At 66.1% G+C, this 19,208-nt stretch carries 17 protein-coding genes and 1 pseudogene; 6 read left to right on the forward strand and 12 right to left on the reverse strand.

Annotated features, from left to right (window positions below; all coding sequences use genetic code 11):
- Positions 1-2 precede the first annotated feature (2 nt).
- Entirely contained in the window at positions 3-641 is a 639-nt protein-coding gene (locus RX327_RS14065; protein WP_028331662.1) for an NrsF family protein, read from the forward strand.
- A 301-nt stretch (positions 642-942) separates the two neighbouring features.
- Here the strand turns inward: RX327_RS14065 and RX327_RS14070 are convergent, their stop codons facing one another.
- Both RX327_RS14070 and RX327_RS14075 read right to left on the reverse strand, forming a co-directional pair.
- Positions 943-2,049 carry a DUF2336 domain-containing protein gene (locus RX327_RS14070; protein WP_317250618.1) on the reverse strand — a complete coding sequence of 369 codons (1,107 nt, stop codon included), beginning with the start codon at positions 2,047-2,049 and terminating at the stop codon, positions 943-945.
- Between the two features lie 59 nt (positions 2,050-2,108).
- Complete coding sequence (locus RX327_RS14075) at positions 2,109-3,257, reverse strand: GGDEF domain-containing protein (protein WP_317251256.1); 1,149 nt, start codon at positions 3,255-3,257, stop codon at positions 2,109-2,111.
- 416 nt (positions 3,258-3,673) lie between these two features.
- Here RX327_RS14075 and RX327_RS14080 point away from each other — a divergent pair, with 416 nt between their 5' ends.
- From RX327_RS14080 to RX327_RS14095, 4 genes and pseudogenes are all read left to right on the forward strand, one after another.
- Positions 3,674-4,243: a sigma-70 family RNA polymerase sigma factor gene (locus RX327_RS14080; protein WP_317250619.1), complete on the forward strand. Its 570-nt coding sequence runs from the start codon at positions 3,674-3,676 to the stop codon at positions 4,241-4,243.
- Positions 4,240-4,959: a hypothetical protein gene (locus RX327_RS14085; protein ID WP_050387103.1), complete on the forward strand. Its 720-nt coding sequence runs from the start codon at positions 4,240-4,242 to the stop codon at positions 4,957-4,959. The genes RX327_RS14080 and RX327_RS14085 overlap by 4 nt, the downstream gene beginning before the upstream one ends.
- Positions 4,960-4,996: 37 nt before the next feature.
- Positions 4,997-6,680: pseudogene (locus tag RX327_RS14090) on the forward strand (S8 family serine peptidase).
- 549 nt (positions 6,681-7,229) lie between these two features.
- A complete protein-coding gene (locus RX327_RS14095) occupies positions 7,230-7,724 on the forward strand; it encodes a TIGR03809 family protein (RefSeq protein ID WP_028331656.1) in 495 nt (164 codons plus the stop codon).
- Between the two features lie 76 nt (positions 7,725-7,800).
- Here RX327_RS14095 and RX327_RS14100 read toward each other — a convergent pair whose 3' ends face one another.
- On the reverse strand, positions 7,801-9,174 hold the full coding sequence (locus RX327_RS14100) for a TIGR03808 family TAT-translocated repetitive protein (RefSeq protein ID WP_317250620.1): 1,374 nt from the start codon (positions 9,172-9,174) through the stop codon (positions 7,801-7,803).
- A gap of 440 nt (positions 9,175-9,614) precedes the next feature.
- On the opposite strand from RX327_RS14100, the gene RX327_RS14105 reads away from it, so the two are divergent.
- Entirely contained in the window at positions 9,615-9,905 is a 291-nt protein-coding gene (locus RX327_RS14105; RefSeq protein ID WP_028331654.1) for a hypothetical protein, read from the forward strand.
- A 32-nt stretch (positions 9,906-9,937) separates the two neighbouring features.
- Here RX327_RS14105 and RX327_RS14110 read toward each other — a convergent pair whose 3' ends face one another.
- The 9 genes from RX327_RS14110 to folP all read right to left on the reverse strand — a co-directional run bounded on the left by RX327_RS14110 (position 9,938) and on the right by folP (position 19,163).
- Positions 9,938-10,585, reverse strand: a complete 648-nt coding sequence (locus RX327_RS14110) for a pyroglutamyl-peptidase I (RefSeq protein ID WP_317250621.1) — start codon at positions 10,583-10,585, stop codon at positions 9,938-9,940.
- Entirely contained in the window at positions 10,582-11,574 is a 993-nt protein-coding gene (meaB, locus tag RX327_RS14115) for a methylmalonyl Co-A mutase-associated GTPase MeaB (RefSeq protein ID WP_317250622.1), read from the reverse strand. The genes RX327_RS14110 and meaB overlap by 4 nt, the downstream gene beginning before the upstream one ends.
- Before the next feature lie 364 nt (positions 11,575-11,938).
- Entirely contained in the window at positions 11,939-12,751 is an 813-nt protein-coding gene (locus RX327_RS14120) for a DUF3298 and DUF4163 domain-containing protein (RefSeq protein ID WP_317250623.1), read from the reverse strand.
- A 35-nt stretch (positions 12,752-12,786) separates the two neighbouring features.
- A complete protein-coding gene (scpA, locus tag RX327_RS14125) occupies positions 12,787-14,943 on the reverse strand; it encodes a methylmalonyl-CoA mutase (protein WP_317250624.1) in 2,157 nt (718 codons plus the stop codon).
- A gap of 55 nt (positions 14,944-14,998) precedes the next feature.
- Positions 14,999-15,469: a GFA family protein gene (locus RX327_RS14130; protein ID WP_317250625.1), complete on the reverse strand. Its 471-nt coding sequence runs from the start codon at positions 15,467-15,469 to the stop codon at positions 14,999-15,001.
- Complete coding sequence (locus RX327_RS14135; protein ID WP_317250626.1) at positions 15,466-17,340, reverse strand: methylmalonyl-CoA mutase family protein; 1,875 nt, start codon at positions 17,338-17,340, stop codon at positions 15,466-15,468. The genes RX327_RS14130 and RX327_RS14135 overlap by 4 nt, the downstream gene beginning before the upstream one ends.
- A 104-nt stretch (positions 17,341-17,444) precedes the next feature.
- Positions 17,445-17,936, reverse strand: a complete 492-nt coding sequence (gene folK / locus RX327_RS14140; protein WP_317250627.1) for a 2-amino-4-hydroxy-6-hydroxymethyldihydropteridine diphosphokinase — start codon at positions 17,934-17,936, stop codon at positions 17,445-17,447.
- A gap of 1 nt (position 17,937) precedes the next feature.
- A complete protein-coding gene (gene folB / locus RX327_RS14145) occupies positions 17,938-18,306 on the reverse strand; it encodes a dihydroneopterin aldolase (RefSeq protein ID WP_194388473.1) in 369 nt (122 codons plus the stop codon).
- Positions 18,303-19,163 carry a dihydropteroate synthase gene (folP, locus tag RX327_RS14150; protein ID WP_317250628.1) on the reverse strand — a complete coding sequence of 287 codons (861 nt, stop codon included), beginning with the start codon at positions 19,161-19,163 and terminating at the stop codon, positions 18,303-18,305. Before folP ends, folB begins: the two co-directional genes overlap by 4 nt.
- Positions 19,164-19,208 lie beyond the last annotated feature (45 nt).

Here is a 19,208-nt window from a genome sequence, read left to right on the forward strand (position 1 = left end):
GCATGGATACCGATCAACTCATTCGAACCCTTGCCGCCGACAATGCCTATCGCGCGCGTCCGATCGGTCTTGCGCTGATGCTGGCACTGCTGGCGGCGGCGCCGGTCTCGCTCCTGATCTTCTTCGCCGAACTCGGCGTGCGGCCCGACGTGATGAGCGCGATGCACAATCCGTTCTTCGACCTGAAATTCGCCGTGACGCTGGCGCTCGCCGCCTCGGCGATCGCGGTCAGCCTGCATCTGTCGCGCCCGGAGGCCTCGCTGCGCGGCTTCGGCTGGTGGCTGCTGATTCCTGCCGGCATCCTCGTCGCCGCCATCAGCGGCGAGATGATGATGCCGCAGCGTACGCCGATGATGACGCGGCTGATCGGCAAAAATTCGATGGCCTGCATGACCGCGATCCCCGCGATGTCGCTGCCGCTGCTGGTCGGCGCGCTGTACGGGCTGCGGCAGGGCGCGCCGGCGCGGCCGGCGGTCGCCGGCGCGATAGCCGGCCTGCTCTCGGCGGGGCTGGCGGCGACCGTCTACGCGTCGCACTGCACGGATGACTCGCCGCTGTTCGTCGCCACCTGGTACACGCTGGCGACCGCGATCGTCGCGAGCGTCGGCGCGCTGATGGGAAACCGGGCGCTACGATATTGAGCAATCGTAGTCGGGCTGGAGCCAACGGGTCGCGCCCGATAACAGCTCCGCGAAATCCGGCTGCGCCCTAACCTCCCCTTGAAAAGGGGAGGTCGCTTTGCTCATCGGAGCAAAGCGGGTGGGGATCAGTTCTCTCCAAGGGCAGCGTCGCCTGCGGCTGACCCCCATCCCGACCTTCCCCTTTCAGGGGAAAGGGGAAGAGAGCTTCGTAGCCCGGATGCAGCGGAGCGAAATCCGGGGCAGCTTCATCCGCGGATACAGGTCCCCGGATTGCGCTTTGCTGCATCCGGGCTACGGGAAATCAGGCCGCTGGCGCGGACTGCTGCATGCGGTGGAAGCGCAGCACCTGCTGCGCGGTCGATGGGCGCAGCGCCTCATAGCTGTCCTTGCAGGCCTGTAGATCGGTCGGCTCGCCGCCCGAGATGTCGTCGCGCAGGTTGATGATCGCCCGCACTGTCGACCATGACAGGCCCGAGACCTTGGCCAGGATCATGACGCCCTCGGCGCGGGTTTCGATCATCATGTTCTCGGCGACGCTGACCGAGACGTTGGCGAGCGCGGCGAGCGAGGCGTTGGTCTCGTCGAACTTGCCGGCCTCGGCGAAGGCTGCGAGCTGGAATTCGTCGAGCCGGCCGTCCTGGTAGAGCGACTTGACCAAGGCATGTGCGATCGTGGTGTCCGGCGTCACGGCGGCCGGCGCCGAGCGCGCGCGTCGCGTCGCTTCCTTCACCGCGATCGGAATCTCCTTGGCCTGCTGCGGATTGGCAGCCTCGAGCCGCTGCCTGACCGCGTCCGAGGCCTTGGCGACCAGCTTGAGATAGAGATGCCGCGGAATGTTCGGGCGCAGGCCGACGCAGGTCGACAGGTTGTCATCGCCCTCGGCGCGGCTGACCAGGCGGGTGAAGCCGCGCTCGGTGAACTCCGCGCCGGGATTGTTGACCGCGCTCTGGATCACCTCGTCATTGCCGCGCAGCACCAGCACGTCGGTGACGGCGCCGCTCAGCGTCTTGCGGTTCGAGATCGCGAGCAGATGCGCCTGGCTCTTGCTGCGCGCCGTTTCGATCAGGGTGTCGTCGTCGAGCCGCGGCGACAGCGTCAGCACGGGGCCCGCGACCTCGATCAGGTCGTCGAAGGCAAGGGTGCGGATGGTCTGCGGCGGTGCAGTGTCGATCGGGGCGAGGCGGTCGGCGAGCAACGCCTTGGCCGAGTTTTCGATGTGCTCGAGCAGGCATTGGAAAACGTCGTCGAACAGCACGATCTGCTCGTTGGAATAGTTCACCGAGCCGTTGATGAAGAGATCGGTGACGCGGCGCAGCGTCTCGACCCGGCGCGCAACGGTGCCGTGCGCGAGCGTCGTCTGCAGCTCGTCGAGCAGACTTTCGGGGGCGGTCTCGGGCTTCAAGCTCATGACTCTGTCCTGGAGCAGTGGCGACGGCTTCTCCGGCGCCGAAGAGGAAATGGAGGATCTCAGGCGCTGGCGACGCGGTTGCGTCCCCTGGCCTTGGCTGCGTAAAGCGCGCCATCGGCGCGGGCGAGCAACGTATCGGAGTTTTCGCGCGGCTTGAGCGTCGCGACGCCCGCGGAAATGGTCACCCGCATGCCCGGAGAGAACGCGCTCCAGTCGAGATCGGCAACGATGCCGCGCAACCGCTCGAGCGCGCGCATCGCCTGATCCTGCGACAGGTCGGGCAGCAGCAGCAGGAATTCCTCGCCGCCGTATCGGCCGAAACTGTCGGCCGGGCGGATGTTGGCGAAAATGGTGATTGCGAAGGTGCGCAGCACCTCGTCGCCGACGGGATGGCCGTAGGCGTCGTTGATGCGCTTGAACCAGTCGAGATCGATCAGCGCGATCGCGCAAGAGCTGCCGTTGCGCGCGCAGCGCGCGATCTCCTCTTCGAGCGTGCGCATGATGCTGCGGCGATTGGAGGTGCCGGTCAGTTCATCGAGCTCCGCGAGCTCCTCGATGCGCCGATAGGCCTCCTTCAGCTTCAGTCCGCTCTGATACAGCGATTGCTGCATCGAACTGGAGAAGATGCCGAGGCACATGCAGCGCCCGATCGTCAGCGCGAACACCAGCATGGTGGCGAGGCGATCGATCCGGGTCGCGGTCGGCATCCCGATCGCCTTGTCGGTGCCGAGGAACAGCGCGGCGAGGCCCAGCACCATGACGGTCCAGACGATCGCGGTCTGCCGCGCCGAGGTGCGCAGCGCGCCGAAGCCGAACACCACGAACAGGTTGCAGAGGAACAGCACGCCGACTTCCGGCGCGATGTAGGTGAACACCAGCAGGTTCACCATGTTGACCGCCGATTGCGGCGCGACCAGATAGTGGTCGCGGAAGCGCTCGTGAAAGCCGCGCTCGGAGAGCACCACATAGACGGCGACCAAAGACAGGCCCGTCAGCGCGTAGCCCGCTGCCACCCAAACGGATGTAGTGTTGCCATGCGCGTAGATCAGCAGCACGACGGCGTCGAGCACGAAGCAGGCCGCGATCATCGACTGGATCTGGCGGCGCTGCTTGGCCCGGCGGGCCAGCCGCTCGGCCGTCAGCCTTGGACGGCCGCTTTCCGATGCGCCCGCGATCGGGCTGGGAAGTGACGACGCAGCGCTGCCCATGGTCCCGCCATTGGTGAAATCCGGCGAAAATCTACGTGGCAAGCCTTTAGGTTTGGTATCCTTTGGAACCGAATCCACCCCGGTGTAACCCGGTCATCGCCCTTGTTTCGTAAGGGGAATCCGTTCGCGGAGGCGAGGCGGGAGCGATGTACGGCAAGCGTGCGCCGCGGCGGACTTCGTGACGGTGCTGGCTTGCCGATAAAGCCTTGGTATGGTCGCGCCGGATGGTGCCTGTCCGCGAGAGTTTTCACTATCATGATACCGTTTATCGAGTCTCGGTTGATTTTTCCTCATTGGAAGCGCCGACTGTGGCATAGATCACACATGCAGTACGGACATTGCCGTAATGTGAAGAATCTTGGCTCTCGCGTCGAACCACGCACCCCCCCCTTCAGACCAACTTTGCGAGACGGCCATTGAGCGCGACACAGGCGGCTTCCGACGAGGTCTTGATCGCCAGGATCGCCCAAGGTGACCGGCTCGCCATGCAGGTGCTGTACGGGCGGCACCATGTCAGGGTTTACAGGTTCGGACTGCGGCTCGTGCGGGACGAGCAGGCGGCGGAAGACCTCATCAGCGAGGTGTTTCTCGACGTCTGGCGTCAAGCCGGCAAGTTCGAGGGCCGATCGGCAGTTTCCACCTGGCTGCTGGCAATCACCCGATTCAAGGCCCTGTCTGCGCTCCGGCGCAGGAAGGATTTCGAACTGGACGAAGAAGCCGCGAACGCGATCGAGGACACGTCCGACGATCCGGAAACGGTGGTGCAGAAGAAGGACACCAGTGAGGCGTTGCGGGAGTGTCTGACCAGCCTCTCGCCGGAACACCGGGAAATCGTCGATCTCGTCTACTACCACGAGAAGTCCGTGGAAGAGGTGGCCGGAATCGTCGGAATTCCCGAGAACACTGTGAAGACGCGCTTGTTCTATGCGCGCAAGAAACTGGCCGAACTGCTGAAGGCAGCCGGCGTTGAGCGAGGCTGGCCATGATGGCTGCGAGAACAAAGGTGCAAGAGCCTGACGATATCGAGATGCTGCTGCCCTGGCACGCGGCCGGCACGCTGAACGCGCGTGACACGCGCCGCGTCGAGGACGCGCTCGCGAGCGATCCGGAGCTCGCCCGGCAATATGCCGTCATTCGCGAGGAATATGCCGAGACCATCGGCCTCAACGAGAGCCTCGGGGCTCCGTCGGCGCGGGCGATGCAGAAGCTGTTCGCCGCGATCGACGCCGAGCCGGAGCACAAGCCGTCGATGGGCGCGCGCATGTCGGCCTCTGTCTCGGAGTTCTTTTCGAAATTGTCGCCGCGGACGCTGGCGTGGTCGTCCGGCCTCGGTGCGGTCGTGGTGTTGTTGCAGGCGGGCGTGATCGGCGCGGTGCTGATGCGCAGCCAGCCGGCTTTGTTTCAGACGGCGTCGCTCGATGTCGCCGAGCGCAGTGCGCCGGTCGCGCCCAGTGCGCCGATCACCCGCGACCTCGGCGCCAGCGTGGCGGCGACGCCGACCCGGCTGCTGGTGCGTTTCACGCCCGATGCCAGGGTCGCCGACATCACGTCGCTGCTCGACAATTACCAGGCCTCGATCCTCGACGGGAAGGGCGGGATGTTCCGGCTGCAGTTCCGCGCAATGGACAAGAGCAGCGTCGCTGCGCTGATTGCGCGTTTGCAGAAGGAGAAGATCGTCAGCCTCGCGGTCGAAACGCCGTAACCGGCAGCTGACGGTTCTGCGCCGAGTTGAGGTCACCATGGCCGCCAACGGCCGGACCAGATCGACGAACCACGCGATCGCCGCGGCCGCAGCATTGTTGCTGGTCTGTGTTGCCGGCTCCGCCTCCGCCCAGAATTTCATGCGATCGCCGACCGGTGGCGCGCCACAGGTCTCGCCCGGGTTGCGGGCCAATCCCGGCATCGGAAGGCTTGGTGGCAATCCCGCCGGCGGGTTCGGCGGCCCAGTTGGCCGCATGCCGCCATCGGTGGACCGCGGCCCGGCCACGTCGTGGACCGACGATGGGCCGCGACCGCGCGTGCCGCCCCCCGTGCGCCCCGCGCCCCGTCTCTCCGCCAATTGCGATGACGGTGATCGCGGCCAATGTTCCGACCGGCCGGTTGCCGGCAACGGCGGCGGGAAGGCCGCAGCGCGGAAGGGCAGGGCCGGCGGTGGCGGCAGTTTGCGTGCGCAGGATGCGTCGAGCGTGCGAACCGTGCCGAATGAGCTCGTGGCCGAAATCGACGGTGCATTGACGGCGGCGGAGGCAGATGCACTCGCGCGCCGTCATGGGGTGAGGCGGATCGCCTCGCAGAATGTCGCGCTGCTGGGGGCGACGATCGGCCTGTTCCGCATCCTGGGCAATCGTTCGGCCGAAATGGCGAGCCGCGAGCTTGCAAGCGATGCCGGCGTGCGCTCCGTGCAGCCCAACTACCGTTACGCGTTGCAGGACCAGAAGGCGTCGGGCGGCGGCGATCCGGCGCAATATGCCCAGACACAACTGCATCTGACCGCGGCCCACAAGCTGGCGCGCGGGATGAATGTCACCATTGCCGTGATCGACTCCGGCGTCGATGTCGCTCATCCGGAGCTGGCGAACACGGTCGCCGATGCCTTCGATGCGCTCGGCAGCAAGGATGCTCCAAACGCCCACGGCACCGCCATTGCCGGCGCGATTGCGGCGCGTGTCAGGCTCACGGGGAGCGCGCCGGAAGTGCGGATCCTGGCGATCCGCGCCTTCGGTGCGGTCGCGGGCGGCGCCGGGAGCACGTCCTATGTGATCCTCAGGAGTTCTCGACTACGCGGTGGCGCATGGCGCGCAGATCGTGAACATGAGCTTCGCCGGACCGAAGGACGCACTTGTCGAGCGTGCGGTGGCCGCCGCTGTGGCACGGGACGTCGTGCTGGTCGCCGCGGCCGGTAATGCCGGCGCGACATCGCCGCCGTTGTATCCGGCCGCCCATCCCGACGTGATCGCGGTCAGTGGCACCGATGCCGGCGAACGGCTGATGGCGGCCTCGAACCGCGGCAGCCATATCGCGTTGGCGGCCCCGGGCGCCGACCTTCTCGTGCCGGTGCCTGACGGCAAGTACCAGCTGATGTCGGGCACCTCGTTTTCGGCTGCGTTCGTCAGCGGCATTGCGGCCTTGGTGCTGGAACGGAATCCGGCGTTGAAGCCCGCCGAGGTGCGAAAAATCCTCACCACCTCTGCCCGCGATCTCGGGACGCCTGGACGTGACGATCTGTTCGGTGCAGGGGAGGTGGATGCGCTTGCCGCGGTGATGGCGGCGACCAGAGCTCCCGTTGCCTCTGCCGCGGACAAACCGTCGCAGCCTGCACAGCAGGCGGACGGCAATAACACTTCCGTGAGCCGCACGTCGACTGAACCCGCGCCGTCGATCGCATCAGAGGATTCCACTGCAAATCGCCGTGCTGCGCAGTGATTTTCGACGCCGAACGCGTGCAACGGTGCGATGGAACCGCGGCGCGAGAAGGTTAAAAAAATCGCCGGCGATTTGAACGTCCGCCTTCCTGTCACGACTTATGTGTGTGGGAGCGGTTTAACCCTCCCCGGCTATATCAGGCGCGAGCGCCCATCCACCCCAAGCGCCCATATGGCTTGACCCGTCCGGTTGTCCCCCCGGACGGGTCTTTTCTTTTGGGGGCACCCTTGCATGACGGACTCGACGGTGCGCGGCACGATGGCGCCGACCGATCGCGGAGGGATGGGATGGGCATGCGCGCAACGGCGGCGGCGGTTTGCTGTGGATCATTCCGCCCCAGGAGCGGTGCGCATCGCCACCACGGCAAGTCGATGACTTGAGGCAGTTCGAGCGAGAAACTCCGTAGTAGAGCGGACTTCTTCGATCGCCCGTTCGCGATTAAGAATTTAGTTAGACTTTATTTACCTTTTCCACAGAATATCGGCGTCACGTCCAGTTGATTCGGTTCGGTTGCGTCTGCGTCCGTTTCTTTTCCCGCGGGCAACTTGAATGACACATCGGACCGACGTGGCCAGAGGCCAGGAGATCGTTGCACGCTGGTGCAACCTCGCCGAGCAAAGGCTGGAGCACCTTACCGAACTGTTCGATACCGGGCGCTGGCGGCGCTATCACAGCGAGCAGGCCTTTCTCGAGAACATCAGGGAAGCCCGCGCCGCGGTCGACATCTGGCGCGAATTGCTGACCCGCGAAGCCTCGCTCGACAATTCGCCGATCGACCTGTCCTGGCTCGGCCGCGGCAGTTCGAAACTGCCGCCGCCTGACATCTCGCCGATGTCGGAGCGCCGGTCTGAGGCGGCAGTCCTGGCGGAGGCTGCGATGACCGCGGTCGCTGCCGCGCTGGAGACCGTCGCCGAGGTCCTCGAGGAGCCGCCCACCGTTGCCGACGCGCCGCCGCTGGAGATGCCCCCTCCGGCGATGCCCCCGCCGGTGCTCGATCTCGACACCATCCAGCGACGCTACCCGCTGCTGCGCAACGCGCTGTAGGCGGTCGCTTTAGCGCTTTTTTTGAGCATGATCTCCGCGCTTGTCGCGAGGAAAAGCCGCTTCGCATTTTCCGGATCTAGCGCCGCACCGCGTTCGCGCCGACCACGAGCTGCGCATATTGCTGGGCGCCGCCTGCCGACAGATCCGGCGTGATCGGGCGGGCATGGTCGAGCCCGACCACGGCGCCTCGTGGCGTTTCCGAGATCATGTTGTTGTTGACGAGCGCGGTGCCCGCGCCCGGCACGACCGAGACCCCGACGCCGGCCAGCGCCTTGCGGATCACGTTGCCCGTGATCGCGACGTCGCGCAGATATTTGCCCCAGCCGGCGACGATGCCGTAGGACGGCGCATTCTCGATCACGTTGCCGGTGACGGTGCTGTCGGCCTCGACATAGATGCCGATGCCGGCGCCGTCGTTGGGGTCGGTGCCTGCAGGGCGCTTCGGCAGCAGGTTTCGGATGATGTTGCCCTGGACCACCGCGATGCGGCCGCCTTCGTTGAAATTGCACACGGAGACGCCGACGGCGGCGCCATCCACCGTGTTGTTGGCGATCACGGCGGCTTCGAACGCAAACTCCGAATAGAGCGCGACCTCGCGCACGTCACTGACGCTGTTGCCGGTGATGTGGATGTTCGAGGCCGAGTTGCCGCGCACCGCCGAATAGTCGCAATTCCTGATGCGGTTGCCGCGCACGATCACGTTGCCGGCGCGAAACGCGTTGATGGCGTTGCCGTACTGGCCGGAGCCACCGGGGCCGGCCTTGATGTCCTCGATGCGGTTGTCGGCGACCAGCGTACCGTCATCGCCGATCGCGGTGCGCAGGATCTCGATGCCGTTGTCGTTGGTGCCGATGATGGTGTTGCGCGAGACCATCAGGCCGATCGCGTCGAACGACACCAGCGCCGTGGTCGCGATCTCGGTGAAGACGTTGTTGCTGACGTCGCCCGACATCTGCTCGAACCAGATGCCGTTGCCGCCGCTGCCGGTGAACCGGCAATCGGTGATGCGGATGTCTCTGCCGGACAGGCAGTGCACGAGGCCGCGCCGGTTCGGCAGCGGCACGTTGCCGCCGTCGAAGGTCAGGCCCATCAGGACGATGCCGCCGGCGCCTTCGCCCTCCAGCAGCGAGGCGCCGCCGTTGAGCACCAGTCGGCTGGCGCCGCGCACGCCGATCAGCTGGCTGCCGGGCGCAAGCCGCAACAGGCCGGTGCGGTAGACGCCGGGCGGGAACGCCAGCGGCACCTGCGCCCGTGCGGCATCATCGATCGCGCGCTGCAGATTGCGGGTCTGGTCGTCGGGGCCGCCGGGGCGCACGCCATATTGCGTGACGTCGCGGCCGAGCGAGCCGGTCGATGGCGCGGCGGCGCGCGCAGCGTCAGGCGACATCGCAAGCGCGCCGGCCGCGCCGGCGGCGGTTGCTCCGATCAGATGGCGGCGGTTGACGTCCATGGGCAAGGCCCTCGCAACATTCGCGAGCGGTGACGTTCGCGGGTCGAGTGGTAGCGCGAAAGGCGGCGCGGCATGGTGAACACGCCCTCGCAGCGGGCCGATTGTTGGCGGTAGGGTTAATCGCGGGTGCAACCGCTTCACGTTGTCAAAGAGGCGTTCCCCGGTGTCATCACCCGCGAAGGCGGGTGATCCAGTATTCCAGAGACGGTTGTGATAGAGCCGAGAAGCCGCGGCGTACTGGATGCCCCGCCTTCGCTGGCATGAAACCGGGGAGAATGCGGGCCCACGGTTCCTTCCCAGGCGTCGTCCGGGCGATGGCCGGGACGACACTGAATGGCCGCTGCAGACCTCGTCATTCGATCCAATTTTAGTATTTGCTGGGGGTCTACGGTTGACGCGTCTGGACTATTGCTCGCCCGCTGGCTTGAGAGGAGAGACCGGTGTTTGACGTGGGAGACCTGGTTGTCTGCATCGACAATGGCCCGAAGAAAGGAGCCATTGGGCCGGTAGTGGCGATCCATCATTTGCTGCACAAGGGGCGCATCTACCGCGTCAATTTCATCGGGACGACCTGGACGGGGAGTCTGACTGTCGGGCTGGCAGGCGTCGCGCTACCTCCTCCGATGATTGGGTTCGAACCCTACAGATTCCGCAAGATCGATCCTGCGGAGCCTGAATTCATTGAAATGATGCGCAGCTTGCGTACGCGTGAGTTGGAGGATGCCAACTAAGGGCGTGCACTTGCACCGCCCGATCCGCACGCTCACGCGCGCGAGGCCTGCCGGGTCAGTTTCACCATCTCCATCAGCATGGCCTCGCCGGCATCGACCAGCGCTTCCAGCGTGATCGATGATTTGCCGGGTGCAGCCGTGCCGTCATGGGCGAGCGGCGGAACGTGGACGAATTGCGCGAGGCACAAGTCATTGTCGTCGTTCACGGCCTCGATCGCGCGCCAGCTCAGGTAATTGCAGAGATAGGCGCCGGCATCGCGCGAGGGGCGCGCGTCGATGCCGGTCGCCAGCGCGGCGCGCAGTAATTTGTCAGTATGCGGCCCGAACATGCGTGCATCGGCGTCGCCCTCGATCGATCCCTTGCGTGCATGCTGGCGGCCGGCGTCGGGGAAGCGCGTGGTCACCGCGTTGCGGGCGCGGCTTTCGATCCGCAGATAGCCGGTGCGGCCGGCGAGCCCGAACATCAAGAGCGCCTGCGGGCGGTGTTTTGCGATCAGCTCCGGCAATTCGCGGTCGACGGCCGCGTAGGTGACGTCGAAGATATGGCTCGACAGTGCGACGTCGTCGAAGGCCGGGCGGCGCAGGGCGGTCAGCCGCTTCACCAACGGCATGGTCGGGTTGAACGGCGCACCCGGAAACGGCCCGAAGCCGGTGACGAGGATGCGCAGCCTGCCGCTCAACGCAGCATCTCCGCGATCTGTTCGGCCGCGACCGCGGGCGAGATGCGGCCGCCGGCGACCTCGGCCTCCATCTTCTTCACCTTGGCGCGGATCGCGGCATCAGAGCGAAGCCGCGCCATCATCCGGCTCTCCAGCATCGACCACATCCACTTCACCTGCTGGTCCCGGCGGCGGCCGGCGAACTCGCCCGAGGCGTTCATCGCGGTACGGTGGTCGAGGATCTTCTGCCAGAGCCGGTCGAGCCCGGCGCCGGTCAGCGCCGAATAGGTGACAACGGGCGGGTGCCAATGCTCGGATCTCGGCGCCAAAATGTGCAGCGCGCCGCGATAATCCGCGGCGGTGATGTTGGCGCGCTTGAGATTGTCGCCGTCGGCCTTGTTGATGGCGATCATGTCGGCGAGTTCGACCAGGCCCTTCTTGATGCCCTGCAGCTCGTCGCCGCCGCCCGGCAGCATCAGCGCCAGGAAAAAATCCGTCATGTCGCAGACTGCGGTCTCGGACTGGCCGATGCCGACGGTCTCCACCAGCACGACGTCGAAGCCGGCCGCCTCGCAGAGCAGCATCGCCTCGCGCGTCTTCGCCGCGACGCCGCCGAGCGTGCCCGAGGACGGCGAGGGGCGGATGAAGGCATCGCTCGAGGCCGACAGCCGCGCCATCCGCGTCTTGTCGCCGAGGATCGAGCCGCCGCTGCGTGCCGAGGACGGATCGACCGCGAGCACCGCGACCTTGTGGCCCTGCTCGATCAGATACGTCCCGAGCGCATCGATGGTCGTGGATTTTCCGACGCCGGGCGAGCCGGTGATGCCGACGCGAAACGCCTTGCCGGTGTCGGGCAGCAGCATCTGCACCAGCTCGCGCGAAAGCGCCTGATGATCGCCGCGCCGGCTCTCGACCAGCGTGATCGCCCGTGCCAGCGCGGCGCGGTGGCCGTCACGGAGGTCCTTGGCGAGGGCGCTGATGTCGGGAGCGGCAGGCTTCGGTGAGGTCATGGTGTTGGTTTACAACGGCTGGCCATGGCAGGCGAGGGGAACGCGGATCGGCACCGGCGCGGCTTGTTGATGACGCCTCGGACATGAGGTGATGAGGTTGAATGGCCGCAAAGGCGGTGGTGCACTCTCTCTCGCGCTTGCGGGTCACTCGCGGGAGGGGGGAGGCGCGTTGCCAAAATATCGAAAACAACCCCATGCAAAGTAGCCTGCGGTGGCCGGCGTTCGACCCGGCTACTTGACACGTCGGGCAACTCACGGATATTTTTCCAATATTCCGAAATCGCGCAGACGCACGCTCGCCCTGGGGCATATGGCAGGTGCCGCGCCTTGCCTCGAGACCGGTTCAACCTGACTTCGTCATGTTCTAGTCTCGATCGTCCGCGTCGCCCTTCGGCCGCGTGCCGCCGAAGATGCGGGTGCCTTCCGCGGTCAGGTAGGGTTTCAGCGTTTCCCACGGCACGAAGGCGACATATTCGCCTTCGGCGTAGGGGCCGACAGCATAGGGCGGGTAGTGGAAAGTCAGGCCGGAGCTCTTGCCTGATACGGTCGACGGCGCCAGCGTCACGGCGCCGATCTTGAGCAGGGTGGGCTTCAGCTCCTTGTACCACCAGGCGGTCGCGGTCTCGCCGGCGCCGCGCCGCTTCTTCTCGGCGTTCAGCGCGCTGACGACGGCCTTGCGCATCGCCGTCAGGGTCGGGCTGTTGTCTGCGGTCTCGGTGAAGAAGGGGCGGATGCTGATGCGCTTCTTCGCCGTCGTATTCCACAGGATGGTGTTGACGTCGGAGTTCGGATGCGCGCCGTGGGTGTCCATGTAGTCATCGCGCAGCACGCTCACATAGCGGCCGTCGACGACGGAGCGTTCGGAGTATTTGCGTTCGAACGAGTAGCCGCCGCGATCCTTGAAGAGCTTGGGCTCATCCTTCCGCGCGGAAGCCGCCTCCGCCGCATTCTTCTCGATCCACTTCCGGCCTTCGGCGAGGCAATCGGCCGCCAGCGCACTATCTCCCTTGATCTTGTCGTCGAGATAGACGCTGGCCTCGATGCTTGCGTTCTTGATCGCGGCGTCGGGCTTCGGATCGGCCTTGGGATCGGCGGCGCGCGCGGGAAGGCAGAGGCAAGCGAGCACGCCGGCAAGACCCACGATGCGGACAGGCGTCATCGAGCGAGCGGCGCGCATGGAAAGCTCCTGAAAGGAGAGGGGATACGGCAGCGCTACTCCGCAGCCTCGCTATGTCCAAGACGGGCGTTGAGCTTGCGGATCAGCTCTTCAGCCGCCTCCGCGATGACCGTGCCCGGCGGGAAGATCGCCTCCGCTCCGGCGGCGTAGAGCGCGTCGTAGTCCTGCGGCGGCACCACGCCGCCGACGATGATCATGATGTCGTCACGGCCCTGCTTCTTCAGCGCGGCCTTGAGTTCGGGCACTGCGGTGAGGTGGGCGGCGGCGAGCGAGGAGACGCCGAGAATGTGGACGTCGTTCTCGACCGCCTGCCGCGCGGCTTCGTCGGCGGTGGCAAACAGCGGCCCGATGTCGACGTCGAAGCCGATATCGGCAAAGGCAGACGCAATCACCTTCTGGCCGCGGTCGTGGCCGTCCTGGCCGATCTTGGCGACCAGGATGCGCGGGCGGCGGCCTTCCGCCTCCTCGAACCCGTCGATCAGCGCCTGAACCTTCTCGACCTGGTTGCCCATGCTGGACGCCTCCCGCTTGTAGACACCGGTGATGGATTTGATCTCGGCGCGGTGCCGGCCGAACACCTTCTCCATCGCGTCCGAAATCTCGCCGACGGTGGCTTTGGCGCGAGCGGCGTCGATCGCCAGCGCCAGCAAATTGCCGTTGCCTTCGCCCGCCGAGCGGGTGAGCGCGGCGAGCGCCGCATCGACGTCCTTCTGGTTGCGCTCCTTCTTGAGCCGCGCCAGCTTGTCGATCTGCAGCCGCCGCACGGTGGAGTTCTCCACCTTGAGCACGTCGATCGGCTTCTCGCTCTCGGGCTTGTACTTGTTGACGCCGATCACCGCCTGCTTGCCGGCATCGATGCGTGCCTGGGTCTTGGCGGAGGCTTCCTCGATGCGCAGCTTCGGCAGACCGGCCTCGATGGCCTTCGCCATGCCGCCGAGCTCCTCGACCTCCTGGATGTGGCCCCAGGCCTTCGCCGCGAGGTCGCGCGTCAGCCGCTCGACGTAATACGAGCCGCCCCAGGGATCGATGATGCGGGTGGTGCCGCTCTCCTGCTGCAGGAACAGCTGGGTGTTGCGGGCGATGCGCGCCGAGAAGTCCGTCGGCAGTGCCAGCGCTTCGTCGAGCGCGTTGGTGTGCAGCGATTGAGTGTGGCCCTGTGTTGCGGCCATTGCCTCCACCGTGGTGCGCATCACGTTGTTGAAGACGTCCTGCGCGGTCAGCGACCAGCCAGAGGTCTGGCTGTGCGTGCGCAGCGAGAGCGAGCGCGGGTCCTTCGGGTTGAACGGCTTCAGCAGCTTCGCCCAGAGCAGGCGCGCGGCGCGCATCTTGGCGACTTCCATGAAGAAGTTCATGCCGATCGCCCAGAAGAACGACAGCCGCGGAGCGAAACGGTCGACGTCGAGCCCTGCGGCAAGGCCTGCACGCAGATATTCGACGCCGTCGGCGAGCGTGTAGGCGAGCTCGAGGTCCTGCGTCGCGCCGGCCTCCTGCATGTGATAGCCGGAGATCGAGATCGAATTGTACTTCGGCATCTTCTGCGAGGTGTAGGCGAAGATGTCCGAGATGATCCGCATCGAGGGCGCCGGCGGATAGATGTAGGTGTTGCGCACCATGAACTCTTTCAGAATGTCGTTCTGAATGGTGCCCGAGAGTTTCTCCGGCGGCACGCCCTGTTCCTCGGCGGCGGCGACGTAGAGCGCGAGGATCGGCAGCACCGCACCGTTCATGGTCATGGACACGCTCATCTGGTCGAGCGGGATCCCTGCGAACAGCGTGCGCATGTCGTAGATGGAATCGATGGCGACGCCGGCCATGCCGACGTCGCCACCGACGCGCGGATGATCGCTGTCATAGCCGCGATGGGTGGCGAGATCGAACGCGACCGAGAGGCCCTTCTGCCCTGCAGCCAGGTTGCGGCGGTAGAACGCGTTGGAATCCTCCGCCGTGGAGAAGCCGGCATATTGCCGGACCGTCCAGGGCTGATTGACATACATGGTCGGGTAGGGGCCGCGCAGGTACGGCGCGATGCCCGGATAGGTCTCGAGGAAGTCGAGCCCGGCGAGATCAGCTTCGCCATAGGCGGGCTTCACCAGGATGCCCTCCGGCGTTAGCCACGGCTCGGCGCTCGCAACCGGAGCCGTACTGGCCACGGGCTGGAAGGCGACATCGGCGAAATTGGGAATGCGGGTCATTCCTGGGCTTCCTCAAACTGGCGATTGCGTTCGATCAATCGCTGTAGCTTCTAACTCAATCATGATCCGGATGCTGATGGCTGACGATGGTCGCCATCTTCTCCGGTCCGTAATTCTGCTGCGTGGTCTGGCTCGGCAGGTTGGCGATGCCGACCACCCAGCCGAGGCGGGATTCGGTGCCGAACTGCCGCGTCGGGATCACGCGGTCGGGGCGATCAAAGGCGCCGGTCATGATCTCGATCCGGTCGCCGTCGATGCGGCCGAAGCTCAGCGGCGTGCCGCAAGCGGCGCAAAAGCCGCGCTCGGCGATGGAGGAGGACCTGAACGCGGCGGGCTTGCCGCGGGTCCATTTGAAGTCGTTGCGATCGATGTCGGCGAAAGAGGCAAATGGCGCCCCGGACGCTTTCTGGCACATCCGGCAGTGGCAGATGCTGATCCGGGTCGGTGCCGCCGAGACGGCAAATCGGACGGCGCCGCACTGGCAGCCGCCGGTCAGAACGGGTGTCGATGGTGCCTCTGCGCTCATGTCTGCTCCATCTGCCGATAGGCGTCGCGCAATGTCGCCAGCGCATCACCGCCGGCGAAGACGAACTCGCCGATGCCGGCCGCCCGCAGCGCCGCTTCCTGGTCGGCGGGCCGCCCTGCCAGATAGATATGCCTTGCACCGGCGCCTTGAAGGGCCCTGGCGGCCTCAACGGCGCTGGCGGCATAGACCTTATCCGAGGAACAAATGCATGCCATCGTTGCGCCCGAGGCCTTGTAGGCCGCGGCCAGCGCCGCCGCGTCGGCAAAACCCTCGCTGTCGATAGCCTCGATGCCGCCGGCCTCGAAGAAGCTCTTCGCGAAGGTGGCGCGCGCCGTGAAATCGGCGGCCGTGCCGAGATTGGCCAGGAACACCTTTGGCCGCGCGCCACGTGCCTTCAACGCCGCGTCGGATTTGTCGCGCAGCGCCTCGAACGGTTCCGCCAGCCGGATCGGCGCGAGGGCGTCGAACTTCACCTTGGTGCCGGCGAGGGACGCCGACGCTGATGGTTTCACATCCAGCACCGCGGGGGCGGCCTCGCGCAGATCCGGAAACTCGCTGGCGCCGGTCAGCACGTCGCGGCGCTTCGCCACATTGGTCTCGCGCAGCAATCGCGTCGCGGCGACCTTGTTTTGCAGCAGCCCCTGCTCGAGCGCGGCGAAGATGCCACCGGCTTTCTCGCTTTCCTGGAACAGCGCCCATGCGGCCTCGCAAAGCTGCGCCGTCAGCGTCTCGATGCCGCCTGCGCCTGCCGCGGGATCGGACACCTTTGCCAGGTTGGATTCATCGAGCAGCACGAGTTGCGTGTTGCGCGCTACGCGCCGCGCGAACGGATCGGGCAGGCCGAGCGCCAGCGTATGCGGCAGCACCGTGATCGCATTGGCGCCGGCCAGTCCTGCCGCGAACGTCGCCATGGTCGCGCGCAGCATGTTCACGTAAGGGTCGCGCTGCGTCAGCATGCGCCAGGCGGTTTGCGCGTTGACGAAGATCGGCTTCGGCGCAAGCCCGCAGGCCTGCTCGATGCGTGCCCACAGCAGCCGCAGCGCGCGGAATTTGGCCATGGTCAGGAACTGGTCGGCATCTGCGCTGAGGCGGAACGAGATGCCCGCGCGCGCCGCATCGAGATCGATGCCGGCGCCTTCCAGCATGCGCAGATAGGCGAGGCCCAGCGCGAGCGTGAACGCGAGTTCCTGCACCTCGGAACCGCCGGCGTCATGGACCGGCCGGCCGTCGGCCAGCACGAACGGCCCCTTGAAGCCGCGCCTGATCAGGCCATTGACGACCTGGCCGAACGACTTTTCGTAGTTGGGCCAGGCGATGGCCGCGGCGCCGCGCACGGCCATGGTGCTGAGCGCCTGGTAATTGAAATGCAGATCGAGCTTGGCCGGGTCGAGCTTGCGGGCCTCGACCATGTCGGCAAAGGTCTCGCCGGCGTTCTCGCGGCCGATCACCGGATTGAGCGCGATCATGATGCCGGCATCGAGATGGATGCCGCCGCAGGCGCGCGCCAGCGTCTTCTTGCTGGCGTCGGCAAGACCGAAGCCGCGCGCACCGGGACCGCCGGCGAACTCGAATTCGAGGCCGGTCGCGCCGTTCTCGAGATCCTGCAGCGCTTGCGCATTAGCCTGTGCGGCATCGGGATGATCGACCCGCTGCAGGATCTGCCAGGGCGCAGCGGCGGCGCGGCCGGCAAGCGGGTTTGTGTTGGTGGCGCGGCGATAGAGCGGATCGATCTTGATGCCGTCATAGGTCTTGCCGACCAGCTTCTCGAACGGCGCGCCCTTCAGCACGCCGTCGACCAGCTTGCGCCAGTCCTCATAGGTCGCAGGTCGAAAATCCGAAGCCAGAGCCAAATCGTCAGTCGAGGTCGTCATCCGCCCAAATCGTCCTTCACCGGCCCGCGCGGGGCCCCTTGATTTGGCCGGAAATTGCCACGGGCGGGCGGCCAAGCCAAACGGTTGTTTGCGATGGTTTGGCTTTAATCGAGGTCCGCTAGACGGAAAATACCGTCGGTAGAGACCTTGGCGAGCGCATCGGCGACGCGGCGCCCGGCGATCACGCGGTCGGGCGCGATCTCGGCCAGCGGCACCAGCACGAAGGCGCGCTCGAACAGGCGGGGATGCGGCAGCGTCAGGTCGGGCTTCTGCAAGCTGACGTCGTCATAGGCGATCATGTCGAGATCGAGCGTGCGCGGGCCCCAGCGTCGCTCCTTGGTTCGCACGCGGCCGAATTTCTGCTCGACTTTCTGCAGCACGAACAAGAGCGCGTGCGGATCGAGACCGGTCTCGATCTCGATGCAGGCGTTGATGAAGGGATCCTGCTCCTCGTCGCCCCAGGGTGGGGTGGCATAGTCCGAGGAGCGTGCGATCAGCGCGCCTTGCGCCATGCCGCAGATATGGGCGATCGCCTTGCCGAACGTCGCGCGGACATCGCCGACATTGCCGCCGAGCGCGATCAGCACGCTCGCCATCTCAGGGATGCCGCGAGCGTGTCAGCACGATGCCGACATCGTCGAAGATCGCGGCGATCGGCGCATGCGGCTTGTGCACCGTGATCTTCACGGCGCGGACGCGCGGGAAGTTCGACAGGATGGCGTCGGCCACCGCGCCGGCCGCGCGCTCCAGCAGCTTGTAATTGGTGTTCTTGAACGCCGCCGTCGTCGTCGCCACCACGTCGGCGTAGGACACCGTGTCCGCGAGCCGGTCGCTGCGCGACGGCTCGGACAGGTCGGTATAGAGTTCGAGATCGATGACGAAACGCTGGCCGACTTCTGTTTCGTGATCCATCACGCCGTGGCGGGCATGGATCGACAGGCCGGTGACGAAGATCGTATCGGTCATTGCTTGCTCTCGATTGTTGCGGCCACGCGCAGCGCCTGAACGGTTTCGGCGACGTCATGCGCGCGGATGATGCGGGCGCCATTCTGCGCGGCGATCAGATGCGCCGCGATCGAGCCGCCGATCCGCTGTTGCGGCTCCGACGGCACGACCGTGCTGATGAAGCGCTTGCGCGAGGCGCCGACCAGGATCGGCAAGCCGAACACGTCCAGTTCACGCAGCCGCGCCAGCGCGGTCATGCTCTGCTCGGCCGTCTTGCCGAAGCCGATGCCGGGATCGAGCACGATCTTGTCGGGCGAAATGCCGACGCTCGCGGCGATCGCGAGCGAGCGGGTGAAGAACGCGGCGATGTCCTGCATGATGTCGATCGCCGGATCGGCCTGCTCGCGATTGTGCATGACGACGACGGGAACGCCTCTTGCGGCGATCAGCGGCGCCATGTCGGCGTCGCGTTGCAGGCCCCAGACGTCGTTGGCGATCACCGCGCCCTGGTCGAGCGCGAAGGCCGCCACCTGCGCCTTCATGCTGTCGATCGAGACGGGCACGCCGAGCGCCACCACGTCGGCCAGCACCGGCTTTAGTCGTGCCAGTTCGTCTTCTGCGGTGACCGGCCGGGCGCCCTTGTAGGGCCGGGTGGATTCGGCGCCGATATCGATGATGTCGACGCCATCGGCGACCAGCTTGCGGGCCTGCGCCAGCGCCTCTTCGGGTGCGGCGAACTGGCCGCCGTCGGAGAACGAGTCCGGCGTCACGTTCAGGATGCCCATCACGGCCGGATAAGGCCGCGACAACAGCGCCGGCAGCACCGCCGATACGGCCGGGCCGGTCACCGTCGATGCTATCGGCTTGCTCGCCATCATGCGGTGGCTTTGCGCTGACCGCAGCGGCAAGTCAAGGTGTGGCGA

The organism is Bradyrhizobium sp. BEA-2-5, assembly GCF_032918025.1.
GTDB lineage: Bacteria > Pseudomonadota > Alphaproteobacteria > Rhizobiales > Xanthobacteraceae > Bradyrhizobium > Bradyrhizobium pachyrhizi.